Below are 20,155 nucleotides of genomic sequence, written 5' to 3' on the forward strand. Positions count from 1 at the left end.
AACGGACGAGGTCCCGGGGCCGGGGGTCACCGGGGACCTGTGCGAGGGTTCCACGGTGACATGGACCGAGGCCCTGCTGAGCATCGCGGCCGGACTGGTCATCTCGGTCGTGACCACCCCGGTGGGCGTCTCCGGGGCGGTGTTCCTGCTCCCCGTCCAGCTGAGCGTGCTCGCGGTGCCGAATCCGGCGGTGACGCCCACGAATCTGCTGTTCAACGTGGTGTCCGGCCCGGGCGCGCTGCTGCGGTACCGCCGGCGCGGCAGCCTCGCCAGCCCGCTGACCCGGCTGCTGCTGGTGGGCACCCTGCCGGGCGTGGTCGTCGGCGCGGTCGTACGGGTCTTCGTCGTGCCCGGTCCAGACGTGTTCCGGCTGATCGTCAGCCTCCTGCTGCTGCCCCTCGGCCTGTGGCTCTGCCTGCGCCCGCCCGCGCCGGAGCCCCGTGCCGACCCGGTGTCGCGCCGGGGTATCGCCGGCCTGGCGCTGGGCGTCGGGGTGGTCGGCGGCATCTACGGCATCGGCGGCGGTTCCATCATCGGTCCCGTCCTGGTCGGCCGCGGCATGCCGATGGCGGTGGTCGCGCCGGCGGCGCTGGCGTCGACCTTCGTCACGTCCGTCGCCGGGGCGGCGGCGTTCGCGGTGCTCGCGCTGACCGGGCGCGGGGACATCGCGCCGGACTGGGGCGTCGGGATCCTGTGCGGGGTCGGCGGGCTCATCGGCGGCTACCTGGGTGCCCACCTGCAGCCCCGGCTGCCCGAGCGCGCGCTGCGGCTGGTGCTCGGCGGGCTGGCCATCGCGCTGGCCGTGCTCTACGCCGGCCAGGCCGTGCTGCGGGCGGGCTGAGGTTCGTTAGGGTCGCGGCGTGTCTGCATCTGACTATGTGAAGAACCTGCGTGCCAAGTTCGGCCAGGGCGTGATCATGTTTCCGACCGTCAGCGCGATCGTGCTCAACGACCGCGGCGAGATCCTGCTCGGCCAGCGCAGCGACAACCAGCAGTGGTCGGTCATCGCCGGCATGATGGACCCCGGCGAGCAGCCCGCGGACGCGCTGGTGCGCGAGGTGCTCGAGGAGACCGGCGTCGAGGTGAAGATCGAACGCGTGGCGGGCGTCGCCCTGCACCAGGTGGTCTACCCGAACGGCGATCACTGCCACATGGTCAACACCTGGTTCCGCTGCCGCGCGGTCGGCGGCGAGGCCCGGGTCAACGACTCCGAGTCGATCGCGGTGGGCTGGTTCGCGCCCGACGCCCTGCCGGAGCTGAACCCGTTCGCCTTGGTCCGGATCCGCACCTCGCTGGAGGAGGACGCCCCGGCCTGGTTCGCACAGCCCGGCGAAGGCGAGATCGCCGGCATCTGAGCCGGTTCAGGCGAGCCAGCCCGGACGGATCAGGCCCGCCTCGTACGCGTAGACCACCAGCTGGGCGCGGTCGCGGGCGCCGAGCTTGACCATCGTGCGGCTGACATGGGTCTTCGCCGTCGCCGGGCTGATCATGAGGCGGCCCGCGATCTCGTCGTTGGACAGGCCCTCGCCGACCAGGACCATCACCTCGCGTTCGCGCTCGGTGAGCTGCGCCAGCCGGCGCTCGGCCTCCTCCGGCGGCAGCGCGGGACGCCCGCGCCCGCCCGGGGCGGCGAACTCGCCGATGACCCGGCGGGTGACGCTCGGGGACAGCAGCGCGTCGCCGCCGGCGACCGCGCGCACGCCGCGGAGCAGCTCGACCGGCTCGGTGTCCTTGACCAGGAACCCGGAGGCGCCGGTGCGCAACGCCTCGAAGACGTACTCGTCCAGCTCGAACGTGGTGAGGATGACGACCCGGGTACCGCTCAGCGCCGGGTCGGCGGCGATGCGGCGGGTCGCCTCCAGGCCGTCGACGCCGGGCATGCGGATGTCCATCAGCACCACGTCGGGCCGCGTCTGCCCGGCCAGGCGCACCGCCTCGAGGCCGTCGCCCGCCTCCGCGACCACCTCGATGTCCGGCTCGGCGTTCAGCAGCGCCCGGAAGCCGGCCCGGACCAGGACCTGATCGTCGGCGAGCAGGACTTTGATCATGCGTTCTCCCCCGTCGCTGTCGGCAGCACCGCCGAGACCAGGTAGCCGCCCGCCGGCGGCGGGCCCGCCGCGAGGGTGCCGCCCAGGCTGGCCGCGCGGGCGCGCATCCCGGCGATGCCGCTACCGCCGGCGCCGTCCGGCGGCTCCTTCGCCGCCGGGCCGTCGTTGCGGATCGACAGGCGGATCTCGTTCTCCGCGTAGGTGACCGAGACCGTCGCGGCCGCGCCCGCTTCCGCGTGCCGGCGCACGTTGGTCAGCGCCTCCTGGACGATCCGGTAGGCCGCGCGGTCCACCTCCGCCGGCAGCTCGCGCCGCTCACCCACCGTCGTCGTGGTCACCGGCAGGCCCGCGTCGGCGGTGAGATCGGTGAGCCGGCCCAGGCCCGGTGCGGGCTGGCGGGGCGCGGCCTCCTCCTCGGGGCGCAGCACGCCGAGCACCGCCCGCACCTCGCGCAGCGCCTCGGAGCTCGCCGTCTTGATCGCGGCGAGGGCCTCACGGGCCTGCTCGGGGCGGTTGTCCATCAGGTGGAGCCCGACCCCGGCCTGCACGTTGATCAACGACAGGTGGTGGCCGAGCACGTCGTGCAGCTCGCGGGCGATGCGCAGCCGTTCGTCGGAGGCCTGGCGGCGTTCCTGTTCCTCCCTGGCCCGGGCCCGTTCGGCCCTGGCCTTGGTCATCTCGGCCAGGTAGATGGCCCGGGCCCGGGCGGCGCTGCCGAGGAAGACCGTCAGGGCGAGCCCGAGGCCGATGAGGACGGTGTCGCGCAGGTCGGGACGGGCCGCCGCCGGCAGCCCGAACGCGCCGCCGAACCAGGTCACGGTCAGATAGGTCAGGTAGCCTGCGGCGGCGACGGCCACCGCGGCGCGGCGGCGGCCCGCCTTGACCGCGCTGAAGAGCGCGATGACGGGCGCGACGGCGTAGCTCCACGCCGGGGTCGACAGCGCGGCGAAGCCGATCGTGGCAGCGCCGCAGACGGCGAGGACGACGATCGGGGCGCGGCCGCGCCAGGCCAGCGCGAGCGGGCCGATGAGCAGCAGCGCGCACGCGACGACGTCGGCCGGGCGGGACAGGGCAGTGGCCTGCGTCCAGTTGCCGAACACGTGGAAACAGAGCGCCGCGATGACCGCGCCGAGCCAGGGCGCCTGCCGCGGTCGCCGGCCCCAGCCCTCGGGCCGGCCGCCCGGCCGGAAACGACCGGGCGGCCCGCCGTGCTCGTCGGCGGGCGCGCCGGCCGGGACGGAACCGTGCGCTCCGGCGTGCGCCTCGATCGCGTCGAACCAGGCCGGCGGCGCGGCGCGGCGGGCCCGGCGGCCGGCTCGATCCGGTCGCCGAGGCGGGTGCTGCCGGCCCGGGTTGCGCACGTCTCGAACCTACGGCACCGCAGCTCACCCGGGCATCCGCGCGACGACGACGCGGGCCTGCGCCCCGCGTGGTACGGGTGCGCCCGGCGTACTCCCCGGGTGGTACCCCGCGGGCTGGCGGCTGCGCCGCGGGCCGCGTACCGGATGCTCCGCCGGGGCGACGCGGCCCGGCGGCGGACCGGTCACGCTGTCTGTCAGATCCCGCCACGTCCCAGGAGGTCACCGTGCATCCCACCGACGCCAACTGGTCCGGGCCCAACCGGCTCCGGACCTCCGACACCGAGCGCGAGCAGGTCGCCGAGATTCTGCGGGCCGCGATGGCCGAGGGCCGGCTCACCCTCGAAGAGGGCGAGGAGCGGCTCGGCCAGGTGTACGCGGCGAAGTTCCGCGACGAACTCGCCCCGCTCACCGCCGACCTGCCGGACAACGGCCGCCGGGCGCTGGCCGAGACTCCGCAGGCCCGGGCCGCGACACGCCGGGGCGTACGCCGGCACGCCAGTTTCGTGGCCGTCACGGCCGTCCTGCTGACCGGGCTGTGGCTGCTCTCCGGCGCGCACTTCTTCTGGCCGGCGATCCCGCTGGCGTTCCTGGTCATCGGCCTGATGAGACACGCCAGGTACGGCGGCCACCGGCACGAGCACTACTACCGCCACCGGGTCGCGCCGTGGAACGCACCCGGCTACAGGTGATCATCAACACTCCACAGTAGCTGTGGCGGTCGTTGAACACCCCTTCCCGCTCTGCGACAGTGGCCGGGTTTACCCCCGGCCGCCATCGCGAACGGGGGCCTCGGGGAGGGGTGGCACGACCATGATGGGTCCGTCGCACGCACTGTCGGGGGCGGCCGTCTGGCTGGCTGGCAGCTGGGCCCTGGATCACTTCGCCGGGTACGAGCAGTCGGCGCTGGCGGTGGCCGTCGGCACGGCCGTCTGCGCGGGCGGCGCGCTGCTGCCCGACCTGGACCTGTCGGGCAAGGTGACCCGCAACCAGGGCGGCGCGACGGTCGCCCGGACCTTCGGCGTGTTCTCCCTGTTCGTCGCCGAGGTGATCGAGAAGGTCTCGCTCGGGGTCTACACGGCGACGAAGCTCAGCAAGGACCCGCGCCGCAACAACGGGCACCGCACGTTCACCCACACGCTGCCGTTCGCGGGACTGGTCGGCTGGGGCACGACGGCGCTGTGCGCCAACTACGGCAGATGGGCCGTGGTGGCCGTCGTCTTCCTCATGGCCGGCCTGGCGCTGCGCGGGCTGTTCGACGAGTGGGCGGAACGGGCCGGCTGGGTGATCGTGACGCTGGCGTCGGGGGTGATCGCGTGGTTCACCGCGGCGAACCTCCCGGGCGATCGCGGCTACCCGATGCTGGGGTTCGCGGTGGGCGTCGGCTGCTTCGTGCACCTGCTCGGCGACATGATCACCAAGAACGGCGTGCCGATCCTGTGGCCCATTCCGACCGGCCGCCGGATGTGGCGGATGGTCGGCATCCCGAACGGGATAGCGGTGAAGGTCGGCGGCCGGGGCGAGGTGCTCGTGCTGCGCACGTTGTTCACCCTGGTGGCGCTGCTGTCGATCTTCGGAATGTTCGCGCCGCACCTGCTGAGCCGGTTCGACCTGGACACCTGGGCGGACGGCTGACCCCGTCGCTCAGGGTGTCGCGGACGGAACGCCGCCTGTGCAGGTGACGGTCATCCGGACCCGCTCGTTGCCGTGCTTGAACACCGCGACCGTCGTGGTCGCGGGCCCCGCGTCGACCTCGTCCACCTTGTACGACCTGGCGGCCGTCCAGGACAGCAGCTGGGCGGTGCCGGCCTCGGGGCAGGTGGCGCGCACCGATCCGCCGGCCGACGTGAGCGTGCGTTCCTGCGGCGGCGGCGTGGTCTCGGCGGTCGGGCTGGGCGTGGGGCGGCTCGTCGCGGCGACCGGACCCGTCGTCGTGCGGGTGGGCACCCCGTTCGCCGGGGCCGGCGCGACCGTCCCGGGTGCGACCGTCCCGGGTGCGACCGTCCCGGGTGCGACCGCGCCGGGTGTGGCCGCGCCGGGTGTGGCCGGTGCCTTTCCGCTGCTTGCGACCGACGGCACCGCGGCGGGAGCCGAACGGCTGACGGCGGGCGCCCCGGCGGCCGCGTCAGGGTCCGCCCGGTCATCGCCGGCGAGCAGCCACCAGAGCCCGGCGAGGGCCGCCACGAGCAGCACGGCGGCGGCGAACGGCAGCAGGCCCCGGCGGCGGTGCGCCGGCCTGGCCTCGGCGGGCGGCGCCGCGGCGGTCGGGGCCGAGGCGGGCATACCCTCGGCGGTTGGGGTCGCGGCCGGTGGTGCGTCCGGCTCCGCCCTCGGACGGATCAGGACGGACGGCTCCTCGTCGCGCCACGGTCCGGCCGGCGGATGCGGGGGAATGTCGTCGACGACGCGCAGCCCGGCGCCCTGTGCCAGCAGCGCCGCGGCCTCGCGGGCGCTCGGCCGTTCGGTGGGGTCCTTGGCCAGGCACCGGTTGCACAGCGCGATGATGTAGCCGGGCACCTCGGGCTGCGGCGTCAACGGCTCGGGATCGAGGTAGATGTGCGCGGTCAGCATCTGCGTGGTGGTGTCGGCGCTCCACGGCGAGTGCCCCGAGAGCATCCGGTACAGCAGCACGCCCAGGGCGTACACGTCCGAGGCCGGTTCGACCGCGTCGTCGATCAGCCGCTCGGGCGCCAGGTATGCCGGCGTGCCGAGCACCTCGAAGTCCGGCTCCCCGGTGCCGCCCGGATCGATCGCGGCGGCGATGCCGAAGTCCACCACCTTGACCCCGGCCGGGGTGACCATGACGTTCGCCGGCTTGATGTCGCGGTGCACCAGCCCGTCGGCGTGCGCCGCGGCCAGCGCCGCCGCGACCTCGGCGGCCACCCGCATCGCGAACCGCGGCGGCAGCTCACCGGCCGTCATCCGCTCCTGCAGGGTCCCGCCACGGACGAGTTCCATGACGACGTACGGCATCCGGCCGAAGTAGTCCTCCGCCTCGCCGAAGTCGTAGACCTGGGCGATGTTGGGGTGCGACAGCGCGGCGGCGGCCCGGGCCTCGGCGTGGATCCGCCGTCTCGAGTCGGGGTCGCCGGCGTGCCGGGCGGCCAGCAGTTTGACCGCGACCTCCCGGTCCAGCACCTGGTCACGGGCCCGCCACACGACGGCCATGCCTCCGGCGCCGAGCTGATCCCGCAGCGCGTACCGGCCGCCGAGTACAGGTGTCGCATCCATTTGCGCCAGTCTGCCGGTATAGACGGCGATGCGCATCCCCCGAGACAGGATCAGGCCGCGTCGGCGTAACACCGCACGATCGACACGTCGAGCGGGAAGCGGACGGACGTCGCCCCGAAAAGCAGCTCGCCCGCGCTCGCCGCGCTGTCCCGGACCGCCTGCGCCACCTGCTCCGCCTCCTCGGCCGGGCAGTGCACCCCCACCTCGTCGTGCACGAACAGCACCAGCTCCGCCCGGGTGCCCCGCAGCGCCGTGCGCAGCGTCGCGAGCAGGACCAGGGCCCACTCCGCCGCCGTCGCCTGGATCACGAAGTTGCGGGTGAAGCGGCCCCGGGCCCGTCCCGGCGCACCGCCCTGCGGCTCCGCCGACCCGGACTCCTCGGGCGGGTCGAGGCCCGCGTCGCGCCAGGCCGTCGACGCGGGCGGGCAGGTGCGGCCCAGCCACGAGCGCACCAGTCCCCCGGCCTCGCCGGTCCGGGCCGCGGCCTCCACGTATTCGAAGGCGGTCGGGTAGCTCTGCCGCAGCACCGCCAGCGCCGGGATCGCGGCACCGCCGGTCTGTCCGTACATCGCGCCGAGCAGGGCGACCTTCGCCTTCGCCCGGTCGCCGCCGAACGAGTCGGTCGCCAGCGCCGCGTAGAGATCCCCGGCGGCTCCGGCCTTGGCCAGCCGGGCGTCGCCGGAGACCGCGGCCAGGACGCGGGGCTCGAGCTGGCCCGCGTCCGCGATCACGAAGCGCCAGCCCGGGTCGGCCACCACCGCCCGGCGGACCACCTTCGGCACCTGCAGCGCTCCCCCACCCCGGGTGGCCCAGCGGCCCGAGACCACGCCGCCGGGCACGTACTCCGGGCGGAAGCGGCCCTCGCTCACCCACGCGTCGCGCCAGGCCCAGCCGTGTGCCGTCCAGATGCGGTAGAGCTCCTTGTATTCGAGCAGGGGCTTGACCGCGGGATGCTCGACGTTTCGCAGGACCCAGGCGCGCGTGTTGGGGACGTCGATGCCCGCGCGGGCGAACGCGCGCAGCACCTCGGCCGGCGAGTCGGGGTGCAGGCCGTGCATGCCGAACGCTGCGTTGACCTCGCCGGCCAGCTCGGCCAGCCGGCGCGGCGGGCCGACCGGCTGCGGCGCGCCGAGCAGCTCCCGCAGCAACCGGTCGTGGATCTCCGCGCTCCAGGGCAGGCCGGCGTGGCCCATCTCCGCGCCGACGAGGGCGCCGGCGGACTCGGCCGCCACGAGCAGGCCGAACCGCCGGGGCCGGCCCGTGGCGCGGATGCGGGCGTGCTGGTCGGCGTAGACCCTGGACAGGGCCTCGAGCACCACCGAGCCGGAGGCCGTGGGCGGGCCGGTCATGGCCTCGAAGAGGGCGGCCTGCGCGAAGCCCGGCGGCTCGGCCAGGCGCGGCGGCGGGTCGGCCGGCACGGGGCCGCCGGTCAGCCGGGCCCACGCGGCGGGCAGCGCGCGCGGCTCGCCCCAGCGGCCCGCGTGGCCGAGCAGCAGCGCCTCGGTCAGCTCGATGTCGTGGCAGCGGCCAACCCGCACGCCGGCGCGCAGCAGCGTGGGATAGCCGTCGGTCGTCGCCGCCCAGATCCAGCGGGGGTGCTCGGCGGCCTCGCGGGCGGCGATGGCGGCCGGGAGATCGGCGACGCGCTCCGGCTCCCCGGCCGCGGAGCCGTCGGGCAGCAGCTCCTGCCAGCGGCCGGAGCCGTGCCAACTCCCGTCGTCGGACACCACCGCTACCAGCACGATGTCATTCTGCCGCCCGGGTACGACACTCAGCTGCCGAGTAGGCCTTCCAGCAGCTCCAGCGACTTCTCGATGTCGATCCGCGGGTCGAGCAGCCATTGGGTCTGCAGCCCGTCCGAGGCGGCGATGATCAGCGCCGCGGCGGCCTCCGGCGCGATGTCCGGGCGGATCCGGCCCGCCCGCTGCTCCGCCTCAACGCTCACCGCCAGGAACCGTCGCAGCTCGGCGAACCGTCGCCCGAAGAACGCCCGGGACAGCTCGTTCCCCTCCTCCAGCGCCCCCGCGACCAGCGTCGAGTACAGCTGCACCAGGCCCGGCACCCCGTGGTTGCGGCGCGCCGCGTGGGTCATGATGCCGACCACCGAGACGCCCGCGGGCAGCCGGTCCTCGACGATCGAGCGCTCCTCCGCGGCCCGGTACACCTCGATCAGCAGCTCCTCGCGGGACGCGAAATAGTGCTTGAGCGCCGCGTGCGACACCCCGATCGCCTCGCCGATCGCCCTCAGGGACGTGCCCTCGGCGCCCCGCTCCGCGAAGACCTCGATCGCGCGGTCGAGGATCTCGCGCCGCCTGCGGACGCCCTTTTCGTACGCGCCGCGGCGCGGCGTCTCCTGGGCGTCATCCATCGACCCATCCTAGGGGCGCCAAAACTTCCGCGCGGAGGTTTTCGTTGTTACGGTCGTGTGATGACACTCGATATCCCCGCCCTGCTCGCCTCGCTGACCCTCGAGGAGAAGGCCGAACTCCTCGACGGTGCCGACTTCTGGCGTACGCAGCCGGTCGAGCGCCTCGGCATTCCCGGCGTCATGGTGACCGACGGACCGCACGGCCTGCGCAAGCCGGCGGGCGGGTCGGACCAGGTCGGCCTCGACGACAGCATCCCGGCGACCTGCTTCCCGCCCGCCGCCGGCCTCGCGTCCACCTGGAACCCCGGCCTGCTGGCCCGCATCGGCGAGGCGCTCGGCCGCGAGTGCCGGGCCGCGGAGGTCGCCGTGCTGCTCGGGCCCGGCGTCAACATGAAGCGCTCGCCGCTGTGCGGGCGCAACTTCGAGTACTTCTCCGAGGACCCCCTGCTGGCCGGGGAGCTCGGCGCCGCGCTGGTCAACGGGTTGCAGAGCCAGGGCGTCGGCGCGTCGGTCAAGCACTTCGCCGCGAACAACCAGGAGACCGACCGGATGACGGTCTCCGCCGACGTCGACGAGCGCACCCTGCGCGAGATCTACCTGCCCGCCTTCGAGCGGGTCGTCACCCAGGCGCGGCCCTGGACGGTGATGTGCTCCTACAACAAGATCAATGGCAGGTACGCCAGCGAGCACCGCTGGCTGCTCACCGACGTGCTGCGCGACGAGTGGGGCTTCGAGGGCCTGGTCATGTCCGACTGGGGCGCGGTCAACCGCCGCGACCACGCGATCGCCGCGGGCCTCGACCTGGAGATGCCCTCCTCCGGCGGCGCCGGCACCCGGGTCGTCCTGGACGCCGTCAAGGCCGGGACGCTGAGCGAGGCCGACCTCGACCTCGCCGTCACCCGCGTCCTGACGCTTGTCGACAGGTCGCTGCCGGCGCCGCCGCCGGGGCAGACGTTCGACGCACCCGCGCACCACGCGCTCGCGCACGAGGCCGCGACCGCCAGCGCGGTGCTGCTCAAGAACGAGGGCGGCATCCTCCCCCTCGACCCGCACTCCGGCGGCACGATCGCGGTCATCGGCGAGTTCGCCCGCACCCCGCGCTTCCAGGGCGCCGGCTCGTCACAGGTCAACCCGACCCGGATCGACGTCGCCCTGGACGCGCTGCGCGGGTCGCTCCGCGGGCGCCGCGAGCTCACCTTCGCCCCCGGCTTCGCCATCGAGTCGGAGGCCGCCGACCCCGCGCTCGTCGACGAGGCCGTCCGGGCCGCCGCCGGGGCCGAGGTGGTGGTGCTGTTCCTCGGCCTGCCGCCGTCGTACGAGTCCGAGGGCTACGACCGCGCGCACATGGACCTGCCGGCACACCAGATCGACCTGCTGCATGCCGTCGCGGACGTCAACCCGCGCGTGATCGTCGTGCTCTCCAACGGCTCGGTCGTCACCGTCGCACCCTGGCAGGACCGCGCCCAGGCCGTCCTCGAGGGCTGGCTGCTCGGCCAGGCCGGCGGCGCGGCGACGGCGGACCTGCTGACCGGCGCCGCCGAACCCGCCGGCCGGCTCGCCGAGACGGTACCGGTGCGCTTCGAGGACAACCCCACGATCGGCGCGTTCCCCGGCGAGCTCGGCCACGTCCGGTACGGGGAGGGCCTGCTGATCGGCTACCGCTGGTACGACGCGCACCGGCTCCCCGTCGCGTACCCGTTCGGCCACGGCCTGTCGTACACCTCATTCTCCTACGACGACCTCGCGATCGCCGTGGCCGCCGACGGCGAGCAGGCATCCGTCGAGGTGACGCTGACCGTCACCAACACCGGCGGACGGGCCGGCCGCGAGACCGTGCAGCTGTACGTCACCGACCCGGAGGCGAGCGTCTACCGGCCCGAGCAGGAGCTGCGGGCGTTCGCTCAGGTCAGCCTCGAGCCCGGCGAGAGCGGGACCGTCACGCTCACCCTCGGGGCCCGCGAGTTCGCGTTCTGGCACGAGACCGCCCGCCGCTGGGTGGTGGAGGGCGGCACGTTCGGGATCCGCGTCGGTGCGTCCTCGCGCGACATCCGCCTGGAAGGCACCGTCGAGCTCGCCGGCGATTCCTACGTCCCGTCGCTGACCGCCGAGTCGACAGTGGATGCCTGGCTCGGCCACCCGCTCGCGGGCCCGTGGCTGCGCGAGCAGCTGGGCGAGAGCCTGTTCGCCGCCATGCTCGCGGACCCGGCGAACGGCCAGATGATGCGGGCGATCCCGCTGGGGCGGCTGTCGCGGTTCCCGGGCTCCCCGGTCGACGAGCCGGCCGTCGAGGCCGCGGCGCTGCGGTTCGCCGCCCGGTGAGCAGTCGTCACCGCCGGGCCCGGCCCGGCGGTGACGTCGCCGCGTCCGGCGCTCAGCAGCCCGGGCGCTTGTGGCTGGGCAGGGTGTAGGTCTTCGTACGCTTCGACTTCACCTCGGTCACGCGCACCCGGGTGAACACCTTGCGGCAGTCCGAGGAGCGGACCCGGGTGAACTTCAGCTTCACGCCGGTGCGCTTGTAGTTCGCCGAGGCGCAGTTCGGGATGCACGTGTTGACGTTCTGCACGCCGGTGGCGTACCCGGTCGACCCGGTCAGGCTCGTCCAGTGCAGCTTGCTGAAGTACAGGTCCTTGTACGGCCAGATCGTCTTCGGCTTGACCTTGATCTTGTGGTAGGCGTAGTCGACGACGACGCCGGGCTTGGCCGCCGCCTGCGCGGGGCTCGCGGTCAATCCGGCGAACGCCACGGCGACGACGGTCACGACGGCGGCAAGTCGGCTCAGTTTCATTTCGTGGTTCCCCCATGTGTTGTTCGGCCGGTGGCCGATCCGACGAGCACCATCCTGCTCAAAAGTGATCATCCACAGTCGTCTCCCGCCGAGGCATGGCACGAACCCGGTGTCGATCAGCGCCTAGTGCGTCCAGCCGATGAACCTCTCGAAGAGCTCCGACGGCGGGCCCTGCGGCAGGTCGGGTATCGCCTCGTCCATGTTGGCCCACATGACGATGGCGAGCTGCACCCGGTCCATCTCGCCCGCCAGGTACTCCCGCGCGGGATCGCAGGGCCACGGCTTGCCGCAGGACCGGCAGTCCCAGGACGGCCGCTCGGCGGCGTGGTCCCCCGCATCCGCGATCTCAGTCAACGAGCCGGCCCGGTTCATCCACCGAGGACCCTCCGCGCTCGCCTTGATGTGTACCGCACGCTTCCCCTTCCGCGGAGTGGGCGGGGCGGCGGAGGTTCGGGTTCCTCCGCCGCCACTCCCGGTGCAGTCATTTTGCGCACGCAGTTTGATCTGGTCAATGACACTGAGACATTTCGATCTCACCACCGGTGAGTAGGGCAGAATGCCGGCGTGGACAGTCCGACGTTCGTGAGGTTCCAGCTCGGCGCTCAGCTCCGCCGGCTGCGGGACGAGGCCAAGGTGACCACCGAGCGCGCCGCGGCGGTCATCGAGGTCTCGCCGAGCACCCTGCGACGCATCGAGTCCGGCCGGGTGGGCATCAAGGGCCCCGCCCTCGGCGCGCTGCTCGGGGAGTACGGAGTCACCGAACCCGAGCTGCGCGAGACCCTGCTGACCATGGCGCGCGAGGGAAAGCAGCGCGGATGGTGGGCGAAGTACAGCGACCTGCCGCAGGTCTACCGGCAGTACATCGGCCTGGAGTCGGCGGCCGACGAGATGCAGAACTTCGAGACCATCGTCGTGCCCGGCCTGCTGCAGACCGAGGCGTACGCCCAGGCGATCACGAGCCGGGAGGCGTCGCAGCCGACGCCCGACGCCATCGCACAGCGGGTCGCCGTCCGGATGGAACGCCAGAAGCTGATCACGGGCGGCCGGCTGCGCTTCGTCGCCGTCATGGACGAGGCGGTCCTGCACCGCCAGATCGGCGGCGCGGACGTCATGTACGAGCAGCTCACGGCCATGCTCGAGGCGGCAGAGCTGCGGAACGTCACGCTGCAGGTGATCCCGTTCCGGGAGGGTGCATACGCCTCGATGCTCTCGAGCTTCGCCATCCTCAGCTTTCCGGACATCCCGGGAGTCGTCTACATCGAAGGGCTGACCGGCGACCTCTACGCCGAGGGTGACGACGTGCAGCGATGTACCACAGTGTTCAATGACCTGCGCTCATCCGCGTTGTCGCCCAGTGCATCAACTGAGATGATCAGGGGGATCCGCGACGCGGAGCACCAGTCATAGGAGTCAAGATGCTCGACCAAAACTGGCGTAAGAGCACGCGCAGCGGCGGTAACGGCCAGTGCGTCGAGGCCCGCCGCCATGCAGACGGAACCGTGCAGGTGCGAGACAGCAAGAACAGGACCGGCCCGGTACTCACCTTCACCCCCGGCGGATGGACCGCCTTCCTCGACGGCGCGCAGCGGGGCGAGTTCACCGCCTGACCCGCATCGCCGGCCGCAATCGGGCGGCGCCCATCCCCCTGGACAAGGCGCCGCCCGGACTCGGTGCCGCGGACTACTTGGTCGCCCCCGCGGTCAGGCCGGACTGGATCTGCCGCTGGAAGAACGCGTACACGATGATCATCGGCAGGATCGAGAGCGTGAGGGCCGCGAAGAGCGCGGCCCAGTTGGCCTGATAGCCCGCCGACACCGAGATGTTCGCGATGCCCTGGGTGAGCACCCACTTCTGCTCGGCGCCCTGGCCCTGCATGATCGCGACCGGCAGCAGGTACTGGTTCCACTGGCCGACGATGTTGAAGATCGTGATGCTGACCAGGCCGGACCGGGCCATCGGCAGCATCACCTGGAAGAACAGCCTCGTGTGCGAGGCGCCGTCGACGATCGCGGCCTCGGCGATCTGGTTCGGCAGCGTCTTGAAGAACGCCGTCATGAAGAAGACCGTGAACGGCAGCGAGTAGGCGATGTAGACCAGGATCAGGCCGGTGTAGGTGTTCAGCAGGCCGAGGTTCTGCAGGATCAGGAACAGCGGAACCAGCGCCAGGAACACCGGGAAGGCCAGGCCCGAGACGAACAGGTAGTAGATGAAGCGGTTGCCGAAGAACCGGTACCGCGCCAGCACGTACGCGGCCATCGAGCCGAAGAGCATCGTGCCGGCCGTGCTGATCGCCACCACGAAGACGCTGTTGAGGAAGTAGCGCCCGACGTGCGCCTCGCTCCAGGCCGTGCGGTAGGTCTCGAAGGAGATCTGGCTGGGCAGGCTGAACGGCGCGTGCGTGAAGATCTCGGTGTTGCTCTTGAACGACGCGAGCACCACCCAGATCAGCGGCGCGATGACCAGGATGCCCCAGACCGCCAGGGCGACGTGCGCGAAACCGCTGAACAGCTTGATCTCGCGCTTGTCCCGGCCCGCGTCGGTGCTGTGACGCGAGCCGGAGTGTGACGCCGGGCCCGGCGGGGTGACCTTGCTGTCGGAACGCATGAGGTTTGTCATCGTAGGCTCCCGGTCCGGCTCACAGCTCGATCGCGTCGCGCCGGGTGACCCGCAGGGTCAGCGCCGCGAACGTGATGGTCAGGAAGAACAGCACGACGCCCATGGCCGAGGCGTAGCCGAACTGTGCGTAGTCGAAGGCGTTGCGGACGATCTCGAGACCGAGCACCGTCGTCGCACCGTCCGGGCCACCGCGGTCGACGGACATGACGTTGACGAGGGCGAACGCGTCGAAGGCGGCGATGCCGAGGTAGACCCAGGCGACCTGCATCGTGTTCCACAGCAGCGGCAGCGTCACCTTGAAGAACAGCGTGCCGCGGGTGGCGCCGTCGAGCGCGGCGGCCTCGTAGATCTCCGTCGGGATGGATCCCATGCCCGCGGAGAAGAGCACCACGTAGAAACCGACCGCCTGCCAGACGAGCACCGCCAGGATCGACCACATCGCCAGGTTCTCGTCGGCCAGGAACAGCACCGGACCGGCGTCCATCTGGTGCAGCAGGCCGTTGATCAGGCCGCTCTCGTCGGGCGAGTAGACCCGGGCGAAGATGACCGCCACCAGCGCCAGGGCCAGCAGCTGCGGGAAGAAGAACACCACCCGGTAGAACTTCGAGCCCCAGACCCCCCGGGTACGGCCGCCCTTCGACCCGCCGCCCACGTTGATCAGGAACGCGAAGAAGAGCGCCAGGATGATGGTGAGCAGCGGGAGGAAGACCAGCAGCAGGATGTGGTGCCGGATCGCCTGCCAGAAGATGTTGTCGTTGAACAGCTTCACGAAGTTGTCGAAGCCGATGTAGCTCACGTCCGGCGAGAAGCCCCGCCAGTTGGTGAACGACAGCTGGAACGCCTGGACGTACGCCGCAATCACGAACGTCGCGTAGATGGCCACCGGCACGATCAGGAAGCCAATGATGAACGGGTACCTGCCGTGCTTCATGGTTCTCTTGCTCCGTCCGTGATTGCGGGTACGTCGTCAGCGATGAATCAGCGGGAGAACTTCTCGATCGAGGAGTCCTTCTTGATGGCGTCGGCGGCCTTCTGCATCCGCGTGACGAACTTGTCGGCGGTGCCGCCCTGGTAGAACAGCTCGTTCGTGGCGGCGCGCAGCTCGTCGTCCAGCTTCTTGTACCAGGTGTCGAAACGGAAGCTGAACGTGTCAGCGCCCGCCGCCACCAGGGCCTTGTTGCCGGAGGTGAGGCCGGCGCTGATCTCCATGCCGTCGGTGGCGCCCGCGACGACGGTCAGCGTCTTGGTGAGCTCGGTGAAGCCGATGGCGCCCGCCTTCGACAGCATGTGGCGCAGGTACTCCATGCCGCCCTTGGGGTTCTTGCCCTTGCTGGCGACGAAGTACTGCTCGCCGGCCGCGGCGTAGAGCGCGGTGACGGGCAGCTTGTCGGCGGCGGTCACGCTCGGGATCGGCATGAGCTGGTAGTCGAAGCCGGCCGGGGTGTCCTTGGCCTGCTCGTTCTCCAGCCAGGAGCCGGACGGGTAGAGGCCGACCTTGTACTGGTTCTGCTGCAGCTGGACCTCGGTGTGCTTGAGGCCGAGGAACGCCTTGTTGGAGTACTTGGCGCCGACCTCGGCCCACGCGGCGGCGGCCTGCTTGACGGCGTCGGTCGTCCAGGCGCCGTCCTCGAGGTTGTCGATGTTCTTGAGGATGTCGGCGCCACCGATCTTCGCGGCGCTGGTCAGGATCACCGTGTACATGTAGTACGGCGCGTTCGCACCCGCGTAGCCGAACGGGGTGATGCCCTTGCCCTTCATCTTCTCGAGCAGCGCGGTGAAGTCCGCCCAGGTCGTCGGCGCGGTCCAGCCGTTGTCCTTGAACAGCTTGCCCGAGTACCAGAGGCCGAAGACGGTGAAGGCGTAGTTCAGGACGTACGGCTTGCCGTTGAACGTGCCCTGCTCGATCGTGCCGGGGATCAGGGTGTCCTTGACGGCCTTGCCGGAGACGTCCACCGACGGGGCCGCGTACAGCTCGGTCAGGTCCTGGACCTGTCCGGCCTGGACGAGGGCGCCCTGGTCCATCAGCTTCGAGCCGGAGTTGTTGATCATGTCCGGCGGGTTGCCCGCGGTGAACCGCGGCTGCACGACCGTCGCGATCTCCTCGGTCTGGTTGAACGCGACCTTCGAGTTCGGGAACAGCTTGTTGTACGACGGGATGTGCACGTCGGTCGCGTACTTGGTGCCGAGGCCGCCGTTGAAGATGACGATCTCCAGCGGCTCGTCCTCCTTGATGCCCAGCGGGTTGGTCGCGGAGACCGTGCCGGCGGGCTTGTCCGTGGTCTCCTTGTCGTCGCTGCCGCTGCCGACGCAGGCGCTCAGCATCGTGACCGCGGGGGTGGCGAGCAGACCGACGGCGGCCGCACGGCGCAGCAGCGTACGGCGGTCGACCTCGGGCTTAAAAATTTCGGACATTCGCTTTCTCCTCAGGGGTGTTGATGCGGTGCCGGGTCAGCCTTTGACGGCGCCAGCCGTCAGGCCCGTTGCGATGTTGCGCTGGACGATCAGGAAGAAGATGACCACCGGCAGGGCGGTCAGGATCGACCCAGCCATGAGCGGGCCCCAGAAGGTGCCACGGCTCGTCTGGTTCTGCAAGAGCCACGCCATCAGGTTCTGGTGCGCCTGATCGTTCAGCGTGTTGATGATGATGAATTCGTTCCAGGCCTGGATGAAGCCGTACACCGAGGTCGCCACCAGGCCGGGGCCGGTGAGCGGCAGAATGATCTTCCAGAAGACCTGGAAGCGGCTGGCGCCGTCGATCGAGGCGGCCTCGTCGAGCTCGCGCGGGATCGCACTGATGAAACCGCGCAGCGTCCACACCGTGTACGGCAGGATCAGCCCGACGTAGACCAGCGTGATGCCCAGCAGGCTGTTGGTGAGGTTCGCCTTCTGCAGCATGAGGAAGAGCGGGATCAGGACAGCGACGAACGGCACCATCTGCACCGACAGGACGACGAGGATGATCGCCTTACGGCCGTAGAACTGGAACCGGGCGATGGCCAGCGCCGCAAGGAAGCCGACCAGCAGCGCGCCGACGACCGCGCCGCAGGTGATGATCACGCCGTTGACCAGGTCCTGCTGGAAGAACGGCGCATTGAACGCCGACTTGAAGTTGTCCAGCGTGAACGTGTGCGGGAAGAACGTGGGGTCGAACTGGAGGATCTCCGGCGCCGGCTTGAACGACGTGTTGATGATCCAGTAGACCGGGAAGAACATGACGATCGCGAACAGCACGCCGATCGCGTTGGCAGCGACCGTGCCGGTCCGGCTGCGGCCGACCGTCGGCGTGTCCGACTCGCGCTGCTTGCGGCGCCGCTTGCGTACGGCGGCCTGCGGTGCGGTGGCGACCATCAGTCCACGTCTCCGATCTTGAACATCTGGCGCATGTAGAACGCCATCACGCCGAGCAGCAGGAGCACCGTCACGACCGCGATGGCCGAGCCCAGCCCGTAGTTGTTGTTCTTGAACGCCACGCTGTATGCCCAGGTCGCCAGCACCTGGTACTCCTCCTCGGGCCGGCCGTTGCGCACGACGTAGACCTGGGTGAAGAGGCCGAAGTTCCAGATCACCGAGAGCGTCGTGACGATGATCAGCAGCGGCTTGAGGATCGGCACCGTGATCGAGCGCAGGGTCTGCCAGGCGGACGCGCCGTCCACCGTGGCCGCCTCGAGCAGCTCCTTGGGCACCTGGGTGAGGCCGGCGTTGAGGGTGATCGCGATGAAGGGAATGCCCGCCCAGACCACGATCGAGGTGATCACGATCCAGCCCTGCACCGGGTCGGCGAACCAGCTGTGGTTGGCGAAGTCGACGCCGGGCAGCAGGTCGATCAGGTAGTTCAGGACGCCGAAGTCGGAGTCGACCAGCCAGCGGAAGATCTGCGTGGCGACCAGCTGCGGCATGGCCCAGACGAACATCATCGCGACGATCATGGCGATCCGCACGCTCGGCGCGACCCGGCGCATCAGCAGCGCGACGGCGAGCCCGAGGACCACCGTGAGCAGCACGGACACCACGGTGAAGGCCACCGTGCGGGCGACGACCTCGTAGAAGGTCTGGTCCGTGAAGATCTTGACGTAGTTGGCGAGACCGACGTTGTCCGGCGGCAGGTCGCCGAAGAGCTGCCGCAGCCCGAGGCTCTGGAACGACAGGACGATCATCCGGATCAGCGGGTAGCCCAGCAGTCCGGCGAGCAGGAGCAGTGCGGGCAGGGTGAGCGCGAGGGGGGCGAACCCGCCGCTCGTTGCCGAACGACGTCTGCCCCTGGCGCGCCCATCGGCCGGGGCCGGCGCCGCCGGCTGCTGCACCGGGGCGGACGGGGAGTCGACGACGGACATCGGTCCCTTACCTCTCTGACGGGGGGAGTGAGGTGTCGGGTCGTGCCGCCCGCCCGGAGGCGGGCGGCACGATCTCGTCAGCTGGCGTTGAGGATCTCGTTGATCTTGGCGTCGGCTTCCTTCGCGGCGTCGGCCACGGTGGACTTACCGGTGGCGATGCTCACCAGCATGTTCTGCAGCACGTTCGCCGACTCGACGTCCGACCACTTCGGCGCCATCGGGACGAACCAGGTCTCCTTGGCGGCCAGCGCGGTCGCCTCGTTGCCCTTCACGGCCGCGGCCTTGTCCAGCAGGGTGGTCGCGTTGGGCAGGGCGCCCTTGGCGATCAGGCCCTCCTGGGACTTGGTGTCGGTGAAGATCTGGGCCCACTTGGCGGCCAGGTCGGCGTTCTTGCTCTTCGCCGTGACGGCGACGTCCGAACCGCCGAGGAAGGACGGGATTCCGGGCAGCGGCGCCGAGGCGACCTTGCCGTTCACCTTCGTCTTGACCTTCGCCGAGGCGGGGTCGTTGGGGTCCTTCGGCTGCTCCTGTACCGCGCCCAGCTCCCAGCCGTTGCCGTAGAGCATGCCGGACTTGCCCTGCGCGTACACCGCGTCCTGGTCGCTCTCGTCCTTGGTCGGGTCACCGCTGGAGTAGGTCTTGGCCAGCTCGGCCCACTTGGTCAGGCCGGTTTGCGCACCCGCCTCGGAGAGCGTGCCGACCCACTTGTCGCCGTCCTTCTTGGCGATCTCGCCGCCGTTGCCGTGCACCCACGCCATCGCGGCGTACCAGTACTTGCCCGGCATGTAGAAGGCGGAGAACTGCTTGTCGCTGCCGTTCTTCTCCTTCAGCGTCTTGGCCGCGGCGACCAGGTCGTCGTAGGTCTTCGGCGCGGTCAGGCCGGCCTTCTCGAACAGGTCCGTGCGGTAGAGCAGGACCCGGGCGCCGGCGTAGTACGGCACGCAGTAGGTCTTGCCGTCGAGCTCGCACGGGGCGGAGAGGCCGGTCAGCCACTGCGCCGAGTTCTCGAACTGCGACTTGTCGAGCGGCGCGAAGGCACCGTTGAAGACATACTTCGGCATCTCGGTGTTGCCCAGCTCGACCACGTCGGGCACCTCGGCGCCGGCCAGGGTGGTGTCGAGCTTGGCCAGGTGGTCGGTCCACTGCTGGTAGTCGACCTGCACCTGGGCGCCGGTGGCCTGGGTGAATCGTTCGTTGGCCTGCTTGACGACCTCGGGCCAGCCGGACTGGGCGTCGACCATGAGCCAGACCTTGATGGTCTTGCCGGCGCCGTTGGCCGATGCGTTGGCGTTGGGGGTGTCGCTGCTGTCGCTGCTCGAGCCGCACGCGGCGGCGCCGACCAGCGTCGCGGCGAGCGCCGCGGCAACCGCGATTCTGCGCTTCACGCTTTCCTCCTGGACAAAAATGAATATGGGGGT

At 71.1% G+C, this 20,155-nt stretch carries 20 protein-coding genes; 7 read left to right on the plus strand and 13 right to left on the minus strand.

The genetic code is table 11. The features are described from left to right. Positions 1 to 55 precede the first annotated feature (55 nt). Complete coding sequence (locus AB0B58_RS33410) at positions 56 to 841, plus strand: sulfite exporter TauE/SafE family protein (protein WP_360232003.1); 786 nt, start codon at positions 56 to 58, stop codon at positions 839 to 841. A gap of 19 nt (positions 842 to 860) precedes the next feature. Continuing rightward, the gene (locus AB0B58_RS33415; protein WP_360232006.1) at positions 861 to 1,355 is read left to right on the plus strand and encodes an NUDIX domain-containing protein; all 495 of its coding nucleotides are present in this window, start codon (positions 861 to 863) and stop codon (positions 1,353 to 1,355) included. Positions 1,356 to 1,361: 6 nt separating this feature from the next. Here the strand turns inward: AB0B58_RS33415 and AB0B58_RS33420 are convergent, their stop codons facing one another. After that, positions 1,362 to 2,048 (minus strand): response regulator transcription factor, encoded by a 687-nt coding sequence (locus AB0B58_RS33420; RefSeq protein WP_360232009.1) that lies wholly within the window; start codon positions 2,046 to 2,048, stop codon positions 1,362 to 1,364. Next, entirely contained in the window at positions 2,045 to 3,409 is a 1,365-nt protein-coding gene (locus tag AB0B58_RS33425; protein WP_360232012.1) for a sensor histidine kinase, read from the minus strand. The genes AB0B58_RS33420 and AB0B58_RS33425 overlap by 4 nt, the downstream gene beginning before the upstream one ends. Positions 3,410 to 3,633: 224 nt before the next feature. Between AB0B58_RS33425 and AB0B58_RS33430 the strand changes: the two genes are divergently transcribed. Together AB0B58_RS33430 and AB0B58_RS33435 are read left to right on the plus strand one after the other, a co-directional pair. Further along, positions 3,634 to 4,098, plus strand: coding sequence for a DUF1707 domain-containing protein (locus tag AB0B58_RS33430; RefSeq protein WP_360232015.1), 465 nt, complete (start codon positions 3,634 to 3,636; stop codon positions 4,096 to 4,098). Between the two features lie 121 nt (positions 4,099 to 4,219). Continuing rightward, positions 4,220 to 5,041, plus strand: coding sequence for a metal-dependent hydrolase (locus AB0B58_RS33435; RefSeq protein ID WP_360232018.1), 822 nt, complete (start codon positions 4,220 to 4,222; stop codon positions 5,039 to 5,041). A gap of 9 nt (positions 5,042 to 5,050) precedes the next feature. Here the strand turns inward: AB0B58_RS33435 and AB0B58_RS33440 are convergent, their stop codons facing one another. Genes AB0B58_RS33440 through AB0B58_RS33450 form a run of 3 tightly spaced genes read right to left on the minus strand, consistent with a single transcriptional unit; the run spans position 5,051 to position 9,005 of the window. Then, on the minus strand, positions 5,051 to 6,637 hold the full coding sequence (locus AB0B58_RS33440; protein WP_360232021.1) for a protein kinase domain-containing protein: 1,587 nt from the start codon (positions 6,635 to 6,637) through the stop codon (positions 5,051 to 5,053). 50 nt (positions 6,638 to 6,687) lie between these two features. Continuing rightward, entirely contained in the window at positions 6,688 to 8,367 is a 1,680-nt protein-coding gene (locus AB0B58_RS33445) for a bifunctional 3'-5' exonuclease/DNA polymerase (protein ID WP_360232128.1), read from the minus strand. Between the two features lie 41 nt (positions 8,368 to 8,408). Beyond that, the gene (locus AB0B58_RS33450; RefSeq protein ID WP_360232024.1) at positions 8,409 to 9,005 is read right to left on the minus strand and encodes a helix-turn-helix domain-containing protein; all 597 of its coding nucleotides are present in this window, start codon (positions 9,003 to 9,005) and stop codon (positions 8,409 to 8,411) included. 60 nt (positions 9,006 to 9,065) lie between these two features. Between AB0B58_RS33450 and AB0B58_RS33455 the strand changes: the two genes are divergently transcribed. Further along, a complete protein-coding gene (locus AB0B58_RS33455; protein WP_360232027.1) occupies positions 9,066 to 11,324 on the plus strand; it encodes a glycoside hydrolase family 3 C-terminal domain-containing protein in 2,259 nt (752 codons plus the stop codon). A 52-nt stretch (positions 11,325 to 11,376) separates the two neighbouring features. Here the strand turns inward: AB0B58_RS33455 and AB0B58_RS33460 are convergent, their stop codons facing one another. Next, entirely contained in the window at positions 11,377 to 11,790 is a 414-nt protein-coding gene (locus tag AB0B58_RS33460) for a hypothetical protein (RefSeq protein WP_360232030.1), read from the minus strand. Between the two features lie 123 nt (positions 11,791 to 11,913). Then, positions 11,914 to 12,144 (minus strand): hypothetical protein, encoded by a 231-nt coding sequence (locus AB0B58_RS33465; RefSeq protein ID WP_360232033.1) that lies wholly within the window; start codon positions 12,142 to 12,144, stop codon positions 11,914 to 11,916. Between the two features lie 210 nt (positions 12,145 to 12,354). Here AB0B58_RS33465 and AB0B58_RS33470 point away from each other — a divergent pair, with 210 nt between their 5' ends. Both AB0B58_RS33470 and AB0B58_RS33475 read left to right on the plus strand, forming a co-directional pair. Further along, complete coding sequence (locus tag AB0B58_RS33470; protein ID WP_360232036.1) at positions 12,355 to 13,197, plus strand: helix-turn-helix transcriptional regulator; 843 nt, start codon at positions 12,355 to 12,357, stop codon at positions 13,195 to 13,197. Between the two features lie 8 nt (positions 13,198 to 13,205). Further along, on the plus strand, positions 13,206 to 13,397 hold the full coding sequence (locus AB0B58_RS33475) for a DUF397 domain-containing protein (protein ID WP_360232039.1): 192 nt from the start codon (positions 13,206 to 13,208) through the stop codon (positions 13,395 to 13,397). A gap of 73 nt (positions 13,398 to 13,470) precedes the next feature. Here the strand turns inward: AB0B58_RS33475 and AB0B58_RS33480 are convergent, their stop codons facing one another. From AB0B58_RS33480 to AB0B58_RS33505, 6 genes are all read right to left on the minus strand, one after another. Next, the gene (locus tag AB0B58_RS33480; protein ID WP_360232042.1) at positions 13,471 to 14,406 is read right to left on the minus strand and encodes a carbohydrate ABC transporter permease; all 936 of its coding nucleotides are present in this window, start codon (positions 14,404 to 14,406) and stop codon (positions 13,471 to 13,473) included. 19 nt (positions 14,407 to 14,425) lie between these two features. Beyond that, positions 14,426 to 15,337: a sugar ABC transporter permease gene (locus AB0B58_RS33485; protein ID WP_360232045.1), complete on the minus strand. Its 912-nt coding sequence runs from the start codon at positions 15,335 to 15,337 to the stop codon at positions 14,426 to 14,428. Positions 15,338 to 15,384: 47 nt separating this feature from the next. Next, positions 15,385 to 16,818 (minus strand): N-acetylglucosamine/diacetylchitobiose ABC transporter substrate-binding protein, encoded by a 1,434-nt coding sequence (gene ngcE, locus AB0B58_RS33490; protein ID WP_360232048.1) that lies wholly within the window; start codon positions 16,816 to 16,818, stop codon positions 15,385 to 15,387. Positions 16,819 to 16,854: 36 nt separating this feature from the next. Continuing rightward, positions 16,855 to 17,754, minus strand: a complete 900-nt coding sequence (locus AB0B58_RS33495; RefSeq protein ID WP_360232051.1) for a carbohydrate ABC transporter permease — start codon at positions 17,752 to 17,754, stop codon at positions 16,855 to 16,857. After that, positions 17,754 to 18,737: a sugar ABC transporter permease gene (locus AB0B58_RS33500; protein WP_360232054.1), complete on the minus strand. Its 984-nt coding sequence runs from the start codon at positions 18,735 to 18,737 to the stop codon at positions 17,754 to 17,756. Before AB0B58_RS33500 ends, AB0B58_RS33495 begins: the two co-directional genes overlap by 1 nt. Before the next feature lie 77 nt (positions 18,738 to 18,814). Beyond that, positions 18,815 to 20,122 (minus strand): extracellular solute-binding protein, encoded by a 1,308-nt coding sequence (locus AB0B58_RS33505; RefSeq protein ID WP_360232057.1) that lies wholly within the window; start codon positions 20,120 to 20,122, stop codon positions 18,815 to 18,817. Positions 20,123 to 20,155: the final 33 nt, after the last annotated feature.

It is taken from the genome of Actinoplanes sp. NPDC049118, assembly GCF_040648555.1.
GTDB lineage: Bacteria > Actinomycetota > Actinomycetes > Mycobacteriales > Micromonosporaceae > Actinoplanes.

Excerpts from the sequence above, each read along its gene's own strand:
- AB0B58_RS33495 (WP_360232051.1), bottom strand. The coding sequence starts at position 17,754 with ATGGTCGCCACCGCACCGCAGGCCGCCGTACGCAAGCGGCGCCGCAAG.
- AB0B58_RS33460 (WP_360232030.1), bottom strand. The coding sequence starts at position 11,790 with ATGAAACTGAGCCGACTTGCCGCCGTCGTGACCGTCGTCGCCGTGGCG.
- ngcE (WP_360232048.1), bottom strand. The coding sequence starts at position 16,818 with ATGTCCGAAATTTTTAAGCCCGAGGTCGACCGCCGTACGCTGCTGCGC.
- AB0B58_RS33480 (WP_360232042.1), bottom strand. The coding sequence starts at position 14,406 with ATGACAAACCTCATGCGTTCCGACAGCAAGGTCACCCCGCCGGGCCCG.
- AB0B58_RS33450 (WP_360232024.1), bottom strand. The coding sequence starts at position 9,005 with ATGGATGACGCCCAGGAGACGCCGCGCCGCGGCGCGTACGAAAAGGGC.
- AB0B58_RS33435 (WP_360232018.1), top strand. The coding sequence starts at position 4,220 with ATGATGGGTCCGTCGCACGCACTGTCGGGGGCGGCCGTCTGGCTGGCT.
- AB0B58_RS33440 (WP_360232021.1), bottom strand. The coding sequence starts at position 6,637 with ATGGATGCGACACCTGTACTCGGCGGCCGGTACGCGCTGCGGGATCAG.
- AB0B58_RS33500 (WP_360232054.1), bottom strand. The coding sequence starts at position 18,737 with ATGTCCGTCGTCGACTCCCCGTCCGCCCCGGTGCAGCAGCCGGCGGCG.
- AB0B58_RS33455 (WP_360232027.1), top strand. The coding sequence starts at position 9,066 with ATGACACTCGATATCCCCGCCCTGCTCGCCTCGCTGACCCTCGAGGAG.
- AB0B58_RS33485 (WP_360232045.1), bottom strand. The coding sequence starts at position 15,337 with ATGAAGCACGGCAGGTACCCGTTCATCATTGGCTTCCTGATCGTGCCG.
- AB0B58_RS33475 (WP_360232039.1), top strand. The coding sequence starts at position 13,206 with ATGCTCGACCAAAACTGGCGTAAGAGCACGCGCAGCGGCGGTAACGGC.
- AB0B58_RS33420 (WP_360232009.1), bottom strand. The coding sequence starts at position 2,048 with ATGATCAAAGTCCTGCTCGCCGACGATCAGGTCCTGGTCCGGGCCGGC.